General features: G+C 46.2%; 17 protein-coding genes. 12 read left to right on the top strand and 5 right to left on the bottom strand.

What is annotated here, in order from left to right; all coding sequences use genetic code 11:
- Positions 1-5 precede the first annotated feature (5 nt).
- Together Q8K48_00625 and Q8K48_00620 are read right to left on the bottom strand one after the other, a co-directional pair.
- Entirely contained in the window at positions 6-671 is a 666-nt protein-coding gene (locus Q8K48_00625; GenBank protein MDP1850905.1) for a corrinoid protein, read from the bottom strand.
- Positions 668-1,429, bottom strand: coding sequence for an IclR family transcriptional regulator (locus Q8K48_00620; GenBank protein MDP1850904.1), 762 nt, complete (start codon positions 1,427-1,429; stop codon positions 668-670). The genes Q8K48_00625 and Q8K48_00620 overlap by 4 nt, the downstream gene beginning before the upstream one ends.
- 111 nt (positions 1,430-1,540) lie before the next feature.
- On the opposite strand from Q8K48_00620, the gene Q8K48_00615 reads away from it, so the two are divergent.
- The 11 genes from Q8K48_00615 (at position 1,541) to Q8K48_00565 (ending at position 15,847) form a co-directional block, all read left to right on the top strand.
- Positions 1,541-2,977, top strand: coding sequence for a trimethylamine methyltransferase family protein (locus Q8K48_00615; GenBank protein ID MDP1850903.1), 1,437 nt, complete (start codon positions 1,541-1,543; stop codon positions 2,975-2,977).
- Positions 2,978-2,984: 7 nt separating this feature from the next.
- Positions 2,985-4,457 (top strand): aldehyde dehydrogenase family protein, encoded by a 1,473-nt coding sequence (locus tag Q8K48_00610; protein MDP1850902.1) that lies wholly within the window; start codon positions 2,985-2,987, stop codon positions 4,455-4,457.
- Between the two features lie 19 nt (positions 4,458-4,476).
- Positions 4,477-5,505 (top strand): glycine betaine/L-proline ABC transporter ATP-binding protein, encoded by a 1,029-nt coding sequence (locus tag Q8K48_00605; protein MDP1850901.1) that lies wholly within the window; start codon positions 4,477-4,479, stop codon positions 5,503-5,505.
- Positions 5,506-7,434, top strand: a complete 1,929-nt coding sequence (locus Q8K48_00600) for an ABC transporter permease subunit (protein MDP1850900.1) — start codon at positions 5,506-5,508, stop codon at positions 7,432-7,434.
- 91 nt (positions 7,435-7,525) lie between these two features.
- Positions 7,526-8,479, top strand: coding sequence for a glycine betaine ABC transporter substrate-binding protein (locus Q8K48_00595; protein ID MDP1850899.1), 954 nt, complete (start codon positions 7,526-7,528; stop codon positions 8,477-8,479).
- A gap of 81 nt (positions 8,480-8,560) precedes the next feature.
- Positions 8,561-10,207, top strand: coding sequence for a choline dehydrogenase (gene betA / locus Q8K48_00590; GenBank protein ID MDP1850898.1), 1,647 nt, complete (start codon positions 8,561-8,563; stop codon positions 10,205-10,207).
- Positions 10,182-11,030: a formate dehydrogenase accessory sulfurtransferase FdhD gene (gene fdhD, locus Q8K48_00585; protein MDP1850897.1), complete on the top strand. Its 849-nt coding sequence runs from the start codon at positions 10,182-10,184 to the stop codon at positions 11,028-11,030. Before betA ends, fdhD begins: the two co-directional genes overlap by 26 nt.
- A complete protein-coding gene (locus Q8K48_00580) occupies positions 11,027-11,728 on the top strand; it encodes a UbiA family prenyltransferase (GenBank protein ID MDP1850896.1) in 702 nt (233 codons plus the stop codon). Before fdhD ends, Q8K48_00580 begins: the two co-directional genes overlap by 4 nt.
- Positions 11,721-12,920 carry an FUSC family protein gene (locus Q8K48_00575; GenBank protein ID MDP1850895.1) on the top strand — a complete coding sequence of 400 codons (1,200 nt, stop codon included), beginning with the start codon at positions 11,721-11,723 and terminating at the stop codon, positions 12,918-12,920. The genes Q8K48_00580 and Q8K48_00575 overlap by 8 nt, the downstream gene beginning before the upstream one ends.
- A 100-nt stretch (positions 12,921-13,020) precedes the next feature.
- A complete protein-coding gene (locus tag Q8K48_00570) occupies positions 13,021-14,853 on the top strand; it encodes a 2-oxoacid:acceptor oxidoreductase subunit alpha (GenBank protein MDP1850894.1) in 1,833 nt (610 codons plus the stop codon).
- The gene (locus tag Q8K48_00565) at positions 14,846-15,847 is read left to right on the top strand and encodes a 2-oxoacid:ferredoxin oxidoreductase subunit beta (GenBank protein MDP1850893.1); all 1,002 of its coding nucleotides are present in this window, start codon (positions 14,846-14,848) and stop codon (positions 15,845-15,847) included. The genes Q8K48_00570 and Q8K48_00565 overlap by 8 nt, the downstream gene beginning before the upstream one ends.
- Here the strand turns inward: Q8K48_00565 and Q8K48_00560 are convergent.
- From Q8K48_00560 to Q8K48_00550, 3 genes are read right to left on the bottom strand one after another with little or no spacing between them, the layout of a single operon-like run.
- Positions 15,844-16,617 (bottom strand): hypothetical protein, encoded by a 774-nt coding sequence (locus tag Q8K48_00560; GenBank protein MDP1850892.1) that lies wholly within the window; start codon positions 16,615-16,617, stop codon positions 15,844-15,846. The genes Q8K48_00565 and Q8K48_00560 overlap by 4 nt on opposite strands.
- Before the next feature lie 44 nt (positions 16,618-16,661).
- On the bottom strand, positions 16,662-17,327 hold the full coding sequence (locus Q8K48_00555; GenBank protein MDP1850891.1) for a hypothetical protein: 666 nt from the start codon (positions 17,325-17,327) through the stop codon (positions 16,662-16,664).
- A complete protein-coding gene (locus tag Q8K48_00550; GenBank protein MDP1850890.1) occupies positions 17,328-18,011 on the bottom strand; it encodes a signal peptidase I in 684 nt (227 codons plus the stop codon). It abuts the gene before it with no gap.
- Positions 18,012-18,115: 104 nt separating this feature from the next.
- Between Q8K48_00550 and Q8K48_00545 the strand changes: the two genes are divergently transcribed.
- Positions 18,116-18,508 (top strand): response regulator, encoded by a 393-nt coding sequence (locus Q8K48_00545; protein MDP1850889.1) that lies wholly within the window; start codon positions 18,116-18,118, stop codon positions 18,506-18,508.
- The last annotated feature ends 174 nt before the right edge of the window (positions 18,509-18,682 follow it).

Below are 18,682 nucleotides of genomic sequence, written 5' to 3'. Positions count from 1 at the left end.
TTCTCTTATGCAGAAACCGCAGCACGCTTCTTAGCGATTAAATCCTTAGCAATACGTACTGCAGTCGATGCATCGGCGGCAAAACCATCAGCGCCAACGACATCGGCATATTCCTGAGTAACTGGAGCTCCACCAACCATGATGATGACTTGATCGCGAAGACCAGCCTTTGTAATTTCATGAATATTGACTTTAAACATCGGCATGGTCGTCGTTAAAAAGGCCGACATTCCAACGATATCTGGCTTGTGCTCGAGAATTCCAGCGATAAATTTCTCAGGAGCAACCTGTACCCCCAGGTCAATAACGTTAAAGCCGGCACCTTCGAGCATGATATTTACTAAGTTTTTACCGATGTCGTGAACATCGCCCTTAACTGTTCCCATTAAATACGTACCGACAGTTTCAGCGCCTGTTTCTGCTAACAAGGGACGCAGAAATGCGAGTGCCCCCGACATCGCCTTACCGGAAACGAGCATCTCTGGAACAAAGAAATCTCCGCGCTCAAATCGAGCACCCACTTCTTCGAGCGCTGGAATGAGGGCATCAAAGAGAATAGTGCTCGGAGTCATACCATCGGCGATCCCCGCTTTAGTTAACTCTAAAACGGCAGGAGCATTGCCAACTAAGGTCTCGTCAAAGAGCGCCTTGATTATGTCGTCATGAGTCATGCTGCACCTATCTTTCCTTCATGTTTTGCCTGGAGTGAGTGGATCTCTTGGATAATAACTTCGCCTATCTTGGCTAAATCTCTCTGCGTTAATCGTGGAGATGGACCAGAGATTGAAATTGCTCCAACAACTCGACCATCATCTTCACGAATGGGCGCAGCTACTGCAACTAATCCCTCTTCGAGTTCATCGATAATAATTGCATATCCTTTTTTGCGAACGTTCTCGAGTTCAGTCAATAGTTTTGGTCGAGAAGTAATTGTCTTTGCCGTGAGTTTTTCAAGTTTGCCAAGTGGAATCGTTGCTGCGCCATACGCCAAAAGAATTTTCCCGAGAGCTGAGGCATGAAAAGGAATACCTCTACCAACCCAGTTTGTTGCACCTAATAAATAATGGCCATCAACTTGATCGATTAATTTCATTTCGCCATTACTTGCAATGGCTAAATTTGCTGTTTCTCCAGTAATCATTGCTAATTTCTCCAAAACCGAATGTACTCGCGCGATCAACACTGAGTCGTGATTTTGTGAGCGGGCAAATTGAGTCAGCACATCCCCTGCGATGAAGGCTCCTTGTTGATCTCGACGTATAAGCCCTTGACGCTCTAGAGCACTGAGCATCCGTGAGGTAGTGCTCTTTGGAATTTCATAGGTACGAGCCAGTTGAGATAAAAGTGGCGGGGTCGAAGATTTTAAAATGTGAATAAGCAAGGCACTGGCACGATCGATAGCCTGTGTTCCCCTCACTAACTCACTCATCACCCCTCCTTTCACGGTTACCATAGTGTTCCATAATATGGAACCACTGTTCCACTATCTAAGGGTATTCTCGTTCGTGTCCAATGGTCAATAGACACGAAGGAGTGCTTCATGTTTGAAAATCGAATGCCACGATATGAAATCTTAAGCCAAGAATCTATGGCGACGTTAACGGCTGGCTGGCGCCGAATCGTCTCTGAAATTGGCATTGAGTTCATGTCGCCTTGGGCTATAGATCTTCTCCGTGAGGCTGGACAAAGCGTTGAAGGCGAGAACGTTAAATTTGATCCAGACTGGATTTTGAAGCAGTGCGCATTAGCGCCACGTGAGTTCAACCTTCGCGCTCGCAACCCAAAAAATAATGTTCACATTGGTGGTAATTCGATGGTCTTTGGTGGCGTTTACGGTCCACCATTTGTACGCGAAGGCGATATTCGCCGCGATGCGACCTTTAATGACTACGAAAATTTTTGCAAGTTAGCGCAATCATTTGATGCGCTAGATAGCGTCGGTGGTGTTGTCTGCGAACCTAACGACTTATCCCTTGATTCACGCCACTTAGATATGGCCTATGCCGCGGCTACGCTGACCGATAAGTTTTTTATGGGTAATGTTGTCACGGCCCAGAATGCAAAAGATGTCATCGCAATGGCAGAGATAATTCATGGTGGTCGTGAAGCGATAGTTGAAACTCCCGCTCTGATTTCTCTGATTAATTGCAACTCACCTTTGCGTTGGGATGATCGAATGCTGGACTCACTTCGTGAATATGTTTTAGCGGGGCAACCAGTTGTAGTTACACCATTTCTTTTGATGGGCGCAATGAGCCCTGTAACGATTCCTGCCACACTGGCACAACAGATAGCTGAAGCATTAACTGGAATTGCGCTCGCGCAGACACTCAATCCGGGATGTCCAATAGTTTTTGGCTCTTTTCTATCTAACATCGATATGCAATCGGGTTCGCCACAGTTTGGTACGCCAGAATCTGGAATTGGTCTTCTCTGTACCGGTCAAATCGCACGAAGTTTTAATCTTCCATTTCGCGGCGGTGGAGGCTTGAACTCTTCACAGACAGTTGACGCACAATCTGCATATCAATCCATGATGACGATGATGCCTACATTTTTATCGGGCACTAACTGGGTAATGCATACTGCAGGTTGGTTAGAAGGTGGCCTGGTCTCTTGTTATGAAAAGTTTATTCTCGATATTGAAATCCTCCAATCACTCATGACTGAGTTCACTCCACTTGAATTTACTATTGAATCTTTAGCCTTTGATGCCCATCTTGAAGTCGGACACGGGGGTCACTTCCTCGGGGCGGCCCACACCATGGAGCGCTTCCGTGACTGCTTCTACCGACCATTTTTAACCAACAGCGATAATTTCGAACGTTGGACCCGATTGGGTGCTAGGGATACGAAGGCACGCGCTAGTGAAATTTACAAGAAAAAGTTGGAGGATTACGTCGCTCCTGACATGGATCTACGTATGCGACAAGAGCTCGACGAGTTTGTCGCTATGCGCAAAAGCCAACTAGATTAAATCCACTATGGTCACAACGCTTTTTATCGATGGAGCTTGGAGAGCGGCATCTGATGACGGCAACCATGATGTCCATAGTCCGCACGATCAAAAGGTTGTCGCCACGGTTTCACAAGCGACACAGGCCGATGTGCACGATGCAATCACCGCAGCCCGAAACTCTTTTGACTCTGGTGTATTTACCTCATGGAGTTTTAAAGAACGTAGTGATTTAGTTTCAACAATTGCCGACTTACTAGAGCGTGATGCCGACTTAATCGCCCGTAAAGAGAGTGATGACACCGGAAAGCGATTTATCGAGGCCCAATATGATGTCGCCGATGTCATTTCGACATTTAGACACTTCGCAACCCTTGGCGCTAAAGAGCATGCACGAAAGGTTGATGTTGGTCTACCGCATGTAAGTAGCCGCATTGTTCACGAGCCACTCGGTGTTGCCTCCCTTATTGGACCCTGGAACTATCCGCTCTTGCAGATCGCTTGGAAAGTTGCTCCTGCTCTAGTAGCAGGATGCTCCTTTATTGTTAAGCCCTCCGAGTTAACGCCTCAGAGTGCAATTGCTCTCATGAAAATAATTGAAGAAGCTGGTACTCCAAAAGGAGTTGCAAATTTAATTTTAGGTCCTGGCTCTGTGGTTGGCACTCTGCTCATTAATGATCCACGCGTAGATTTAGTCTCTTTCACTGGTGGGTTAACAACGGGCCAGACAATTATGAGGGCGGCAGCGCAAACGGTGAAAAAATTAGCCCTCGAGCTCGGTGGTAAAAATCCACATATTATCTTTGCCGATGCAGATATCGATGCTGCAATTGATAACGCCGTGACTGCAGCCTTCTTGCACTCTGGACAAGTGTGCTCGGCAGGAACTCGATTGATCGTTGAACGTTCGATTCATGATCGTGTGGTTAATGAAATTGTTCGACGCGCAGCAAAGATTCGACTTGGGGGACCAGATGATGAATTGGCCGAAGCTGGACCATTAATTAGCGCGGCACATTTAAAAAATGTTAGCGAATATGTTGAGAAGGGTGTTGCTGAGGGTGCCACACTCTTAGTGGGTGGAAGACGAAGTGAGAAGCCCGAACATGCCGATGGCTGGTATTACCTGCCAACAGTTCTAGATAACGCTAAATCGTCCATGTCTTGCGTCCAAGAAGAGTCTTTTGGACCGATCATGACGGTAGAAGTATTTGATACCGAAGCGCAAGCAATAGCGATAGGAAATGATACGAATTTTGGTTTATCAGGAGGCCTGTGGAGCAGTGACTCTGAAAAAGCGGCTCGTGTGGCCAGTGCACTACGCCATGGCACTATTTGGGTCAATGATTTTGGTCCATATCGTCCAGCTGCTGAGTGGGGTGGTTACAAGCAATCGGGAATTGGCCGCGAATTAGGCGAGCATGGCTTGGGTGAGTACCTTGAAATCAAACACATTTGGACCAACAATGCTCCTAGTCGATCTGGATGGTTCAGAGATTAACGAATGAAAGGATTATTGAGTGAGTAGTGAAGCACCAATGATTTCAGTTAAAAACCTCTGGAAAGTTTTTGGATCAAACGCTGAGAAAGTTATAGGCAGTCCACTTGCCGATTTAACGCGTTCAGAGCTTCGTGCTCAAACTGGAAATACAATCGCAGTTCGGGATGTTTCATTTGATGTCGCGCCGGGTGAAGTCTTTGTTGTCATGGGTTTATCTGGTTCTGGAAAGTCGACACTCGTTCGCTGCATGACTCGTTTAATTGAACCCACAGCAGGCTCACTTACTTTTGAGGGCGAGGATGTCTTACTTGTCGATGCTGCGCGGTTGCGTGAACTGCGCAAGACCCGGTTTTCAATGGTTTTTCAACACTTTGGTTTATTGCCTCACCGAAAAGTTATCGACAATATTGCATACTCCCTTGAAATAAATGGAGTGAAAAAGGCCGAACGTCATGCGCGTGCCAATGAAGTTATAGAACTAGTTGGATTACAGGGTTATGCCAATGCCTACCCAGAACAGCTTTCAGGTGGAATGCAACAGCGTGTTGGTTTAGCTCGAGCTCTGGCAGTAGATCCTCAAGTTCTTTTTTTGGATGAGCCATTTAGCGCACTAGACCCACTTATTCGTCGCGATATGCAGCAAGAGGTTATTCGTCTACACCACGAGCTCGGCAAGACGATGGTCTTTATCACTCACGATTTGTCAGAGGCTGTGAAGGTTGGTGATCGTATTGCCATCATGCGCGATGGTGCAGTTGTTCAGATCGGTACACCTGAAGAGTTAGTTGCTAATCCAATCGATGATTACGTTGCTAACTTTGTTCGCGACATTGCTAAATCGCATGTCTTATCACTTAAGTATTTAGCGCGTCCTGCCGAACCCGGTGAAGATATAGATGGTCCCGAGCTACCAGCAACAATGATTATTCGAGATGCCGCACAAGTGATTTTGCAGACGCACAAACCTGTTCGGGTAAACGATAATGGTAAGGCGCTTGGCGTTGTTTCTAGCGAGGATGTTTTGCGGCTAATTTCTGGTGTTGCATAAATGCTTCATGTGAAAAAATCTCAGCTCTTACTAGGTGGTGCACTTGTCTGGGTCTTCCTATCCCGTATTTTCCAAGGTGACCACACACTTGAACTGTCAACTGCAGAAAATACATCTTTTACTACCTCTGTTGGCGATGCAGCGGCATCGATTCGCGGCAACCGAACAAAGAGTGCGGCTTTTATCTATTTCTTTAATCCTATTCGCGCCACAATCAATGGATTTGTTGAAGCGATTCGTACCCTCATTTCAGTTCCTCGCGGTAACTCGATCATTCCACTCATAGGATGGTTTGGAGTCGCAGCAATTGTCGCGTTTACTGTTTATGCCACAAGTCGATTGCGTACCGCACTCCTTGCAACCGCACTTTTGTTGGCATGTGGTGCATTAGGAATGTGGCAGTTCACTATGGATACATTGGCTATGACTTTTGCATCTGTGCTCCTGTCGCTGCTTATCGGAATTCCTTTAGGGATTTGGGCAGGTTTATCCGATCGAGTGCTGAAAATATTGACACCATTTTTAGATTTAGCACAGATTCTTCCTACGTTGGTTTATTTAGCACCCCTTGCCCTTTTCTTCTTAATCGGAACAGCCTCAGCGACTATTGCAACTATGGTATATAGCATCCCACTTTCAATTCGTATCACCTCACATGCAATTCGAAATTTGAATCAATCACCTGTTGAAGCTGCGGTTTCTATGGGGTCAACTGCTAAGCAAACTCTTACGAAGGTCCAGTTGCCAATGGCTAAGCAGATGATCGTTTTAGGCATTAATCAAACTGTAATGGCCGCGCTTTCATTTGTTGTGATTGCCGCTTTAATCGGCGCACCGGGTTTAGGAAAGCCTGTAGTTGATGCACTCATTATTCGAAATGTCGGCCAGGGTTTTGTTGCCGGATTTGCAGTTGTTTTTGTAGCGATTTTATTGGATCGAAGCACGAGTGCAGCGGCTAAAGCCCAAGAGAGTTTTATTCCACCAACTGCGGTTCAAATTCGAAATAATCGGATAAAAGTGGGAGTTGCTGGTTTAGCCGCAATTGTTTCAATTTTCGCATCTCGTACGGTTTTATCACTTGCCGTGTGGCCAACTTCGATTAATTTCTCTTCGCAAGTGGAAGATGTAACGAATAGTGCGACAAAATGGATAACAACAAATCTCTATATCTTCACCGTTGGTTTTAAGGATTTCATCTCTAACTGGGTATTAAATCCTTTGGAGACGCTCTTAGCTTTTTCTCCATGGTATGTGACTCTCGCTGCGATTATATTCTTGGCCCTTGTCATCGGCGGAAAACGCGTTGCCATTCTTGCGGCAGTGCTGCTCTCTCTCATCGTTTTTTCAGGACTTTGGCATGAGGCGATGATTACATTAACTCAGACAATTGTTGCAACATTAATGACAATGACAATTGGAATTGCTCTTGGAATATTGGTTGGTCGCAATAAAGGTGCAGAGAAAATTCTTCGCCCATTTCTAGATGCCGGCCAAACGTTGCCGGCCTTTGTGTATTTAATTCCGATGCTGGGACTTTTTGGCCCGACTCGTTTCACTGCAATAGCTACTGGAATCGTATACTCAATCCCAGTAGTCGTGAAAATAGTTGGCGAAGGTATTCGCAGCGTCCCCGAATCAATGATTGAAGCGGCAACAGCGGCTGGATCTACTGTACGACAGATAATAACTAAAGTGCAGTTACCAGCGGCTAAGAAATCAATCTTGCTGGCAACTAATCAGGGCATGATCTTTGTGTTAGCGGTAGTCGTAATCGGTGGCTTTGTCGGCTCCGGTGGCCTTGGCTATTTAGTTATTTTAGGTGGCTCAAAGCCTGAACTACAGGGTAAAGGTCTAGTAGCTGGTTTAGTAATTTTACTTCTTGGTGTGACGATTGACCGTATAGCGCAGGCTAGTGCGCAGAGAGTGTAAAAAACGCTAAAACACTTGGTCTTACCTCTTACTTATATCGCTCCCCTAGAATACGCTCGGCATAAACGTTTTTACCTTTAGGAGGAGAAAATTGAAATTTAGCCTTGGACGCCGCTCAGCGGCGGTATCGCTTGTAGTTGTTGGAGCACTTGTTCTTGCAGGTTGCAGCTCAAGTGTAAATGAGAGCGCGGATGAAGCTAGCGATTGCGGAACATGGGCAATCGCAATGCATGCATGGAATGGATATACGGCATCGGCTCAAGTTGTGGCCGAAGTTGCGAGGGCAAATGGCTGCACAATTACGCAGACAACCCTTGAAGAGGCCGGCGTTACTTATGATGCGATGGAAGCTGGATCTATAGATGTAATCATTGAAGATTGGGGCGGCGGACGCTGGAAAGAGTGGGTAGATCGTGGCGCAGTTTTAGAGGCAGGTGACAACGGAAACGTAGGCCTGATTGGTATGTATGTGGCTCCTTGGATGGCAGCTAAGTATCCAGATATTTTGGATTCGGCGAACTTAAATAAATATGCAGATTTGTTTAAAACTGCCGACTCAGGCGGTAAGGGCGCTTGGTATGAAGGTCCTCCGGGGTATACAACTATTGGCGAGAAGATGATTGCAGCTAATAAGTTGAACTTCAAAGCGATAGCAACTGGCTCAGAGGCCGCACTTGTTGATGTTCTTACCAAGGCAGAGGCAAATAAGACTCCTGCGCTTGCCTACTTTTATACTCCAGGCACTCTCTTTATAAAGATTCCTGGTCTAGAGCAGTCACGAATTAAGTTCCCGCCTAACGACTGGAGCGATGCTGCTAAAGCAAGCGGACTAACTGATTACCCAGAGACTCAACTACAAAAGTTAATGAGTAAGAAGTTGATGGACTCAGGTTCAATCTTCTCAACTATCGTGATGAACTTTAAATGGACAAATGCTGATCAGAACTCAGTAGCTGCCGACATTGAAAGCGGCATGGAGCCAGCAGCTGCGGCTCAAAAATGGATCGATGCTAACCCTGACACAGTCAAGGCTTGGCTCGGCTAACTCTCAATAGGTAAGAGCAACGCCTGTACTTAGCGAGAAATCGCTAAGTACAGGCGTTGTTTTATTAGTAGAGTGAGCGACATGGAATCCATGTATGACTACATCATCGTTGGTGGTGGATCTGCTGGGAGCGCCTTAGCTAATCGATTGAGTGAAGACTCATCCAACTCAGTATTAGTTCTTGAAGCTGGCCGCCCAGATTACAAATGGGATGTTTTTATACATATGCCTGCAGCGCTAGCTTTCCCAATCGGAAATAAACGCTACGACTGGATGTATGAATCCGAACCGGAGCCACACATGAACAATCGCCGCATTTATCACGCGCGCGGCAAAGTCTTAGGCGGATCCTCATCTATCAATGGCCAGATTTGGCAACGCGGAAATCCAATGGATTACGAACGTTGGTCGCACGATGCCGGAATGAGTAGTTGGGACTATGCCCACTGTCTGCCGTATTTTAAAAAGATGGAAAATACTTTAGCCGATCAGAAAAGTGTTTTTCGTGGCCACAGTGGCCCTCTTAAGTTAGAGCGCGGTCCCGTTAAAGGTCCGCTATTTGCTGCATTCTTTAAGGCCACCGAACAAGCGGGTTATCCACGCACCGATGATGTAAATGGCTATCGCCAAGAGGGTTTTGCCGCTTTTGATCGAAATGTTTATCGTGGGCGACGTTTAAGTGCTGCACGTGCTTACTTACATCCTGTCATGAAGCGAAGAAATTTAACTATTAAAACACGGGCTCATGTCACCAAAGTTCTCTTTGATGGAAAAACGGCAACAGGTGTTGAGGTGATGATTAAAGGAAAGAAAAAGATTTTTACTTCGCGTGAAGTTGTTCTATGTGGTGGTGCCATAAATACGCCGCAGATTCTTCAGCTATCAGGAATTGGCAGTGAGAAGGATTTAACTCCACTTGGGATTAAGATGGTTCACAATCTGCCCGGCGTCGGAGCTAACTTACAAGATCACCTTGAAGTCTATGTTCAATACAAATGTAAGTTGCCAGTAACCCAACAACCAATAACCCAGTTTTGGCGCAGACCATTAATTGGAGCAGCGTGGCTATTTTTTCGTAAAGGTCCAGGTGCAACAAATCAATTTGAAGCTGGTGGATTTACCCGTAGTAATGATGAAGTCACGTATCCCAATTTGATGTTTCATTTCCTGCCTCTTGCAATTCGATATGACGGTACTGGAGATACTCGCGGGCATGGCTATCAAGTTCACGTTGGTCCAATGTACTCAGATTCGCGTGGCTGGTTGAAAATCAAAAGCGCTGACCCATTTGAAAAGCCTGCTATGCAGTTTAATTATCTATCCACTGATCAAGATCGCCGCGAGTGGATTGAGGCTGTAAAAATAGCCCGTACAATTTTGACTCAGCCCGCTATGAAAGACTACAACGCAGGTGAATCATCTCCTGGAAGTTCAGTCTCAAGTGATGCAGAAATTCTTGAATGGGTGCGCAAGGACGCTGAAACTGCTTTGCATCCATCGTGCACGGCGAAGATGGGTACTGATTCAATGTCAGTTGTAGATCCATTGACAATGAAGGTTCACGGAGTTTCTGGCTTACGCGTCTGTGATGCATCGGTCTTTCCATATGTCACTAATGGCAATATATATGCACCGGTAATGATGGTTGCAGAAAAAGCCGCCGATTTAATTCTTGGTAGGGCCCCTTTGCCTCCAGAGAACGTTGAGTTCTATCGTCATGTCAGGTGATGAGCTCGCACCTTCATCGATTGCAAAGGTAAGGGTGCAAAGAACCGATTCAGCTGCACCAACCTCTGACTCTGTAGTGGTCGAAGAGCCCCTTGAAATCCGCATTAAACGTGGGGAAGTTGAAGAACAACTGGGCGTCACAATGCGAACACCCGGCAATGATCTCGAACTTGCCGCAGGTTTTCTTTGGGGTGAGGGCTTTCTTACATCTCCAGATGAATTGGTAAGCATCAAGGTATGTGCCGATAAGACACTCTCTCTTCGCCAGAGAGCAAATGTTGTCATTGCCGAAGTTGTACAGAGTTCGCAAGAGCCGATAAGAATTTTAGAGCGACGATTTACAATTACCTCGGCATGTGGCGTCTGTGGCTCTACAAGTATTTCTGATTTGCATAAACGAGGCATTGTTAAAACCACATCTCCAAGCCACAGTATTCAAGAATTAGCTGTAATGGCCTCACTTCTAGATGGACGTCAACGTATTTTTGAAAAAACGGGAGGTCTACATGCAGCGCTCCTGGTTAGTCCGAAGGGGGAGCCTGTTTGGGTTCGCGAAGATGTTGGTCGTCATAACGCTGTTGATAAAGTAATTGGTGCTGCGATTATAGAAAAGAAATTCCCCTTAAGTGATTGGACCTTGGTTGTATCAGGGCGGATCGGTTATGAGTTAGTACAGAAATCTATCTGTGCTGGTATTTCAGCCATTGTTGGCGTCAGCGCACCGACTTCGCTAGCAATTGATTTGGCAGCAGAGTTCAACTTAACTCTATTAGCCTTCGCTCGAAATGGTCTAGCCAAGCACTATTTACCCAGCGAACCATGAAATTAAAAGCATATGCAAAAGCGGCACACTTTGGCCCGACCATGCTTATCACAGCAATCTCATTTCTACTTTCGGTAAAGTTGTGGTGGGTCGGACCTGCATCTGTAATCGCCTTTACGGTTTTCTTAGGCCAGCTAGTAATTGGTTGGAGCAATGACATTTGTGATTACAGTGATGATGTAAAACATAGCCGTACAAACAAGCCTTTGGTTGCCGGGGCTATATCACTGCAGCAGCTTCGCAGGGCAACGTTTCTTCTCATTCCCATTGCAGTAATTGCTAACTTAATTGGACCCCTTGGTATCAAGGGCGGATTTGTGTACCTATTAGGTGTTGGCTGCGGGATCGCCTATAACTTTTACTTTAAGTTCTCTCCACTCTCACCTTTACCGTATGCAGTGGCTTGTGCTGCATTGCCGGCATCAATCTTTTATGCCATCGATCGCACACCACCGCTGTGGGTGTTAACTGTAGGTGCAATGCTTGGTGTTGCCTTTCACTTCATTAACGTCCTGAAAGATTTAGAGCAGGATCGAGAGAGCAACATCGGTGGAGTTCCACAGCGCTTAGGAAAGAGAAACTCGACCGTAATCGCACTTGCTTTAATGCTTTCGAGTGCGCTGATTTTGATTAATAGCCCCGTAGGGCGAGATCTCACATCCATTGACTCGAGCTTTGCGAGAGTGCCCCATGGATGAGAAATCTGGCTTGATAAGAAGAGTTATCGCCCTTTTTAGCCAGCGTAAAACGTGGGTTCGACAAATTACCGTTGCTGGACTGGCAGGTGCGACGGCTTGGCAAGTGGGTGATTTACTCATAAAAAATGGAGGAGTTGTCGCGGCGATTGTTTGTGCATTAAGCATTCGTATCTCACTCCATAAATCACTTCGGGAAGGCCTTGGTCAAATTGTCGGTACTGCCATCGGTGCGAGCGTGGCCCTTACTGCGGTTGCGCTCTTTGATTTTGGTTTCATCTCAGTTGGCCTCACAATAATTATGTGCGCAGTAGTTGCTCGGGCACTACACCTAGGTGAAGTAGCATCTATCAATGTTCCGGTCACCGCGCTCATAGTCATTAGTCCAGGTTTACCTGAGAGCACTGCGTTGCATCGACTTGGCTCGACGCTCATAGGTGCAGCAATTGCAATCTTCTTTTCATATTTTTCCCACCACAAAACTCCTATTGACCGCTCTTTGGATCAAATTAAATCGGTCAGTGTAAAGGCGGCAGCTTTATTAGCAACGATGTCTGAAGGCGTTGCTTCGGGATATACACAAAAAGAGGCGGGAAATTGGCTCGCTAAAGCTCGACTTCTCAACGAGGAGATTCCAAATATCCGTTCTCACTCAGTTGAAGCACGAGGGCATGCGCGCTGGTTCTCAACTGCTAAGAAGGATGAAGCGGAAGAGATCTACATTCAAGGTATCGCACTGGAACATACTGTTGTAGAGATTCGAACCATTGCCCGAACGTTATTTGATTCTGCGGTCAAAGGTGGAATTGCCGATTCAACTCAAAAGGCGATAGCCGTTGCTTTGTCTGCGGCAAGTTTTGCAATCTCATCTAAGTTTGAGGATGAAAGTTCGAGTTCAGACGATTCACACCAGAGCGCTACGACAGATGCCAGAGAGGCAGGTTCGGCCTTAGCTGAGGCGCTCATTTCAGATGCCAAGGATGTTGATCAAGAACAGATAGTTCGAGGAATTTCAATGGTAGCTAACATCGAACTCATCGCCGACTCACTTGATTTAAACTCACCATCACTTCGCGACGTTGCCTCACCAGATGAGCCAGCATCGGCCAAGGTTTTGAAAATCTCACTCCGCGGTCAAATTAACGCTTTCGGCAAGGCGGTTTTTAGGCGCTTCCGGAGATTCTTTGGAAAGTAGGGGCTGGCAACAGGGCTAACCCTCAGAGTGAGCAAAACGTGACCAATGAGATGCTCTAAAACTAATGCCCCACGGGCTCTGCGGTGGCAAGATGTGAGCCATGAGCAAACCAACTGTCGCCGTCAAATCCGTAATTATTAGATTTGCCGGAGACAGTGGAGATGGAATGCAGCTCACTGGCGATCGCTTCACAATGGACACTGCCAGTTTAGGAAATGATATTTCGACTTTGCCGAACTTTCCAGCAGAAATCCGTGCACCCCAAGGAACGTTGCCAGGTGTCTCCTCATTTCAACTTCACTTCGCTGATCACCATGTAAGAACTGCCGGTGATGCCCCCGATGTATTAGTTGCAATGAATCCAGCGGCGCTCAAGGCAAATATTAAGGATATTCCTCGAGGTGCAACAATCATCGTCGATAAAGATGAATTCACTTCTCGCAACTTAACAAAAGTTGGCTACCTAACTAATCCTCTTGAGGATGGAACTTTAAGTAGTTACAAGATTCATCCCGTTGCACTTACGTCTATGACTGTATCGGCGCTATCAGAGCTTCCACTCTCACGCAAAGAGGCCGAGCGTGCTAAAAATATGTTTGCACTCGGACTACTTTCATGGATGTATCACCGTCCAACGGATGCAACAGAGGCGTTTTTAAAGGCGAAGTTTGCAAAGAAGCTTGATATTTTGGAGGCGAACTTAATTGCATATCGCACTGGATGGAACTACGGCGAAACAAGTGAAGACTTTGCAACCTCATATGAAGTTGCACCTGCACACATGTCCCCAGGGATATATCGAAACATCGGCGGAAATATCGCACTCGCCTATGGATTAATCGCTGCATCACAACAAAGTGGGTTGAAATTATTTCTTGGTTCATATCCCATTACTCCTGCATCAGATATATTGCATGAACTTTCAAAGCATAAAAAATTTGGTGTCATTACTTTTCAAGCCGAAGATGAGATTGCTGCGGTGGGATCAGCACTGGGTGCCTCATATGGAGGAGCCCTAGGTGTTACAACTACTTCGGGTCCGGGCATTGCCCTTAAGAGCGAGATGATTGGCCTCGCCGTTATGTTGGAGCTGCCGCTAATAATTATCGATGTGCAGCGTGGTGGCCCATCCACGGGATTACCAACTAAGACGGAGCAGGCAGATCTGCTCCAGGTTATGTTTGGTCGAAACGGTGAATCACCTGCTGCCGTTATCGCCGCATCGACTCCAAGTGACTGTTTCACGATGGCGATGGAGGCGGTGCGGATTGCAACGACGTATAGGGTTCCGGTATTTCTATTATCCGACGGATATATCGCTAACGGTTCAGAGCCTTGGAAGATTCCAGATGTTGCCGCGTTGCCGAAATTCGATATCGGATTTGCCAAGAGCCAAGAGAATTTTCTTCCCTATGAGAGAAATCCAGAAACTCTTGCACGACCTTGGGCGATCCCTGGTACTGCCGGAATCGAGCACCGTATCGGAGGAATTGAAAAGCAGGATAAGACCGGTGAGATTAATTATGAGCCTGCCAATCATGATTTTATGGTGCGGACACGGCAGGCAAAAATCGACGGGATCGAAGTTCCTGATATCGAAGTCGATGATCTAACAGGTGATGCAAAGGTTTTGTTCCTTGGTTGGGGTTCAACTTTTGGCCCAATTGCATCGGCCGTTGAGGAGCTTCGCAACAATGGTGAGAAAATCGCCCAAGCTCACCTCAAATATATAAACCCACTTCCTAAGAATTTAGGTGCAGTGCTTGCGAAGTATGAAACGGTAATAACACCTGAAATGAATTTAGGGCAGTTAGCAATGCTGCTTCGATCCAAGTTTTTAAAGGATATCGTGGGCTACAACATGGTACGTGGTCTGCCATTTACAACGGCCGAATTAGTCGAAGCTGCAATGGGGGTACTTCACAATGACTGATGTTGCACTTACAAAGAAAGATTTCACGTCAGATCAAGAGGTTCGTTGGTGTCCTGGATGTGGCGATTATTCGGTGCTTTCAACGATGCAGGCATTTTTGCCTGAACTCGGAATCCCGCGCGAAAATATCGTCTTTATCTCAGGAATTGGTTGCTCGTCGCGCTTTCCGTATTACCTGAATACTTTTGGGATGCACTCCATCCATGGGCGCGCTCCGGCAATTGCATCAGGCTTAGCAATTAGTCGACCAGATTTAACGGTTTTTGTTATCACTGGTGATGGCGACGCTCTTTCAATCGGTGGCAACCATTTGATTCACGCACTGCGCCGTAATGTGGAGTTAAAGATTTTGCTATTTAATAACCGTATCTACGGCTTAACTAAGGGCCAGTACTCGCCAGCTAGTGAGCTAGGAAAGATTACAAAATCCACGCCATATGGCTCACTCGATACACCATTTAATCCTGTCTCTCTGGCTATCGGCGCTGAAGCAACTTTCGTTGCACGCACTATCGATAGTGATCGCAAACACTTAACCGAAACTTTGCGCCAAGCTGCTTCTCACAAGGGCTCGGCCCTCATCGAGATCTATCAAAACTGCCCAATCTTCAACGATGGCGCATTTGATCAGGTTAAAGACAATGAAACCAAAGAGGGCTCTCTGCTACAGATGGTGCATGGCCAACCCATAAAATCCTCTACCTTTGGTGTTATTAGGGACGGGGCAACACTTAAGTTAGTTGAGTTGAGTTCAGTAGATGAATCTCAACTCGTTGTTCATGATGCACACGATCCTGATCCCTCATATGCCTTCGCTCTATCGCGCCTGTCTGGCTCAGATCTCGAGCACACCCCGATAGGCGTTTTTCGTGATGTTGTTCGACCGGGATATTCGGCAATGGTCAATGATCAGTTAGCCAGCGTCATCCAGGCACAAGGCGCTGGTGATCTGGATAAACTCCTTCATTCTGGAGATACCTGGGTCGTTGACTAAGAGTTTGTAGTTATTGCCGCGCGCAAATTAACTCGAGCAACATTTATTGAAACAGTAGAAGTTCTGCCACTGGTATTAGACAACGCCCGCAGACGGACTGTTCCGGTTACGGCACTGAGAGCGCCCGAGACTGTGATGAAGGCACTGGTCCCGCTAGTTGTTACAACTATATTAGTAATGGCACCTGTACATGCGCCAGTTGCCTCGGTCCATGTACCAGCACAGGATTGCAAGGTAACACTGTCGGGAGATACGGTATTAACGGTCTGCGAAATTTGAAATGAGGAAAGTGCTATCGATCTAATATTATTGACGTTGAAGTATTTCTGATAACAGCCAGAAAAAGTTAGACTTACACTTTTACCAATCTGTGCCGTCGTATTCGGGGTGATGGTTATGACCTTTGTTGTGGTATTGATTGCCGTAATTTTTGTACCGGCAGCAATTCCAGCATTACCTGAAATAATCATTCCCACTGCCAAGTTCGTTACGGCTTGTAGAGCAATAGTGGATGAATTATTAGGTGTATTGGAGTTCACTGTAGTTTGATTGAAAGAACAGGATGAGACCATAGTATCTACCACATATGCACTTGTAGCAGTTGCAGCAGAGGAAGCGCCTGCAACGGCTCCAAAATCGCCAGTGCTCACCGATAGTGAGGGAGATATAGCACTGCCTAGAATTGCTGCAGCTGCAGGGAGCAACTGAGTAGGCGCCATGGATATGGCGCCTACTACAGCTGCAATAAGGGCAAGCTTTATCTTCTTCATAAAAATTACCCTCCCTTCAATCCCCACACTGGTGTTATCTCGTATTAGGAGTTAGTTGTAGTTGCTGTTCGTTGAGTTGCAGCAATTGTCCAAGTTAAAGCAGCGCTCTTATTTTGAATGCCTGCTGGAATAACTCCATTGAGAGTATTATCAGTAGAGTCTGGTAAAGATATAGTGATTTTCAGGTATGTGACACCGCCCGCTAATAGAGATGCTGGAATTAATGTCAAGGCCTGTGGTGTAGCCAAAGAAAGCAGTGAGGATGCAGCACGGACAGTTGTTTCTGTGCCAGAACATGCATAAGTAACGGCAGTGTAAGCAACGCTACATTGCTGAATAGTTGTCTGTAATCCAGTTGTACCGTTTGTAGTCAATACAGTTGGAGTCGCATCAGATACGGCCAGCGTCATCGAGGCGGCATTTAAGGTAGATGAATTTGTTAAAGTGACTAAACGGACCACAGAGTCCAGTGGTGCCATGGCGGTAACTGCGGTAGTGAATCCTCCCGATGCGCCGCCCGGAGCCTGAGTAAGACTCATGTATCCGGATGAGACTGCGGTGGCAGTTGTATTAGTTGCACTTGCTGTAAGTGCGGCAAAAACAGAGGAAGAGACTAGTGATGCTCCTCCAATAGATGCTGCTGCGACAATTGCAATTTTTGTTGAAAGTGTCCCAACTGTTTTAAGTGTGGACAGATAACCTAGTTTCATTTATTTCTCCCTGATAGTTTGTAGTTCCCAGTGTGCTTCTTCATAGAGATCTCGATAGATCTCCCTCTTCTTGTATTCATTTGCTGCATTTTCATAACTCTCCTCGTAAAGTCCTTTATAGATATCTTGGCCTCGTGAGGAAATCTCTTTGGTTGGTTTTTTAAATAACGAAAGCAAAAGCATGAGAACATTGGCGATTACTATGAGCGCTAGCCCAGCTTGGCGTCCCTGCACCGATGTGAGGTAGACCAGGAGATACCCGATCCATTTGATACTAAAGAGCGTCACAGGGACCATTGCCTGAGGTGAGGCCATAAATGGATCCTCCTCAGCGGTGGGGTTTGCATCACCCTTAGTGACAATTCGCTTTATGCCGCCACTTTGTTCCCTAATCTCGATAATTCGGTGGGCATAGAAGGCCTCCGAATCTGCAACATGCAAAGTAACGATGTCTCCAACAGATAGCTGCGAGGCCGGTCGCTCTACTGTGATAAAAGCATCTCCAGCCTGGGCGAAAGGGCTCATGCTCCCTGATAAAACCGGGGAGATGCCAAAGCCGAAATAGCTCTGTAAAACTGTGGGTGTTGCCACAACGAGGGCTATAATAAAGCCTGCAAACACGCGTTTTAGGCCTCCACCTCTCTTTTTAGAGTGGAGGCTTTTACGAGTTGATATCTGAGCCATGGAGATAAGATAAAGCTCTAACCTCTCATTAGCCTCGCGGGCACCATTCGTGGCTTGCACACTTTGAGGAGCAATAATCAGCGCAGAATAGGGGAATAACACAATTGCGTGAGAGTAAGAGGAGCGTTCTTGTCATTGATGACAATGAGGATATTCGACATCTCCTGACTCTAATTTTAGAAAATGCGGGTTTTACTGTACTGACCGGTATTGATGGGGCCGATGGTTTGGCCCAAACTAGGTCAGCCAAGCCAGATTTAATCTTATTAGATGCGATGATGCCAGGTTTAAATGGGTTTGAGGTCCTCGAAAAGATTCGCAAAGATAGAGATTCAAAGATTAATTCGATACCAGTTTTGATGTTGACATCGAGATCTTCGGTTGAGGATATTGATATGGCCATTGACCTTGGTGCTACATCCTATGTTGTAAAACCCTTTAGACCAGAAAAGTTGGTCCAAAAAGTCATTTCAATTTTTGAAAGCGAAAGCTCTTAACTCAATGAGCTTGGGCACACCAATTAAACGCTTTAGTATTAACCCCGCCCAGATCGCTTTACTCATCATGATAGGGCTCGGTATGGTTGCATTAACATTTTCGACGAGCCAAATTTCAAGTGGAGCATCAGGGGATAATCAAATCTTTTCCTCTATTCAAAAAAAGGCGCAGTC

The sequence above is a fragment of the Candidatus Planktophila sp. genome (assembly GCA_030681675.1).
Classification (GTDB): domain Bacteria; phylum Actinomycetota; class Actinomycetes; order Nanopelagicales; family Nanopelagicaceae; genus Planktophila.
This window is presented reverse-complemented; position numbering and strand designations above follow the sequence as displayed.

Coding starts and splice junctions, on each gene's coding strand:
- Q8K48_00625 (MDP1850905.1), bottom strand. CDS start 671: ATGACTCATGACGACATAATCAAGGCGCTCTTTGACGAGACCTTAGTT.
- Q8K48_00620 (MDP1850904.1), bottom strand. CDS start 1,429: ATGAGTGAGTTAGTGAGGGGAACACAGGCTATCGATCGTGCCAGTGCC.
- Q8K48_00615 (MDP1850903.1), top strand. CDS start 1,541: ATGTTTGAAAATCGAATGCCACGATATGAAATCTTAAGCCAAGAATCT.
- Q8K48_00610 (MDP1850902.1), top strand. CDS start 2,985: ATGGTCACAACGCTTTTTATCGATGGAGCTTGGAGAGCGGCATCTGAT.
- Q8K48_00600 (MDP1850900.1), top strand. CDS start 5,506: ATGCTTCATGTGAAAAAATCTCAGCTCTTACTAGGTGGTGCACTTGTC.
- betA (MDP1850898.1), top strand. CDS start 8,561: ATGGAATCCATGTATGACTACATCATCGTTGGTGGTGGATCTGCTGGG.
- Q8K48_00580 (MDP1850896.1), top strand. CDS start 11,027: ATGAAATTAAAAGCATATGCAAAAGCGGCACACTTTGGCCCGACCATG.
- Q8K48_00575 (MDP1850895.1), top strand. CDS start 11,721: ATGGATGAGAAATCTGGCTTGATAAGAAGAGTTATCGCCCTTTTTAGC.
- Q8K48_00570 (MDP1850894.1), top strand. CDS start 13,021: ATGAGCAAACCAACTGTCGCCGTCAAATCCGTAATTATTAGATTTGCC.
- Q8K48_00565 (MDP1850893.1), top strand. CDS start 14,846: ATGACTGATGTTGCACTTACAAAGAAAGATTTCACGTCAGATCAAGAG.
- Q8K48_00560 (MDP1850892.1), bottom strand. CDS start 16,617: ATGAAGAAGATAAAGCTTGCCCTTATTGCAGCTGTAGTAGGCGCCATA.
- Q8K48_00555 (MDP1850891.1), bottom strand. CDS start 17,327: ATGAAACTAGGTTATCTGTCCACACTTAAAACAGTTGGGACACTTTCA.
- Q8K48_00550 (MDP1850890.1), bottom strand. CDS start 18,011: ATGGCTCAGATATCAACTCGTAAAAGCCTCCACTCTAAAAAGAGAGGT.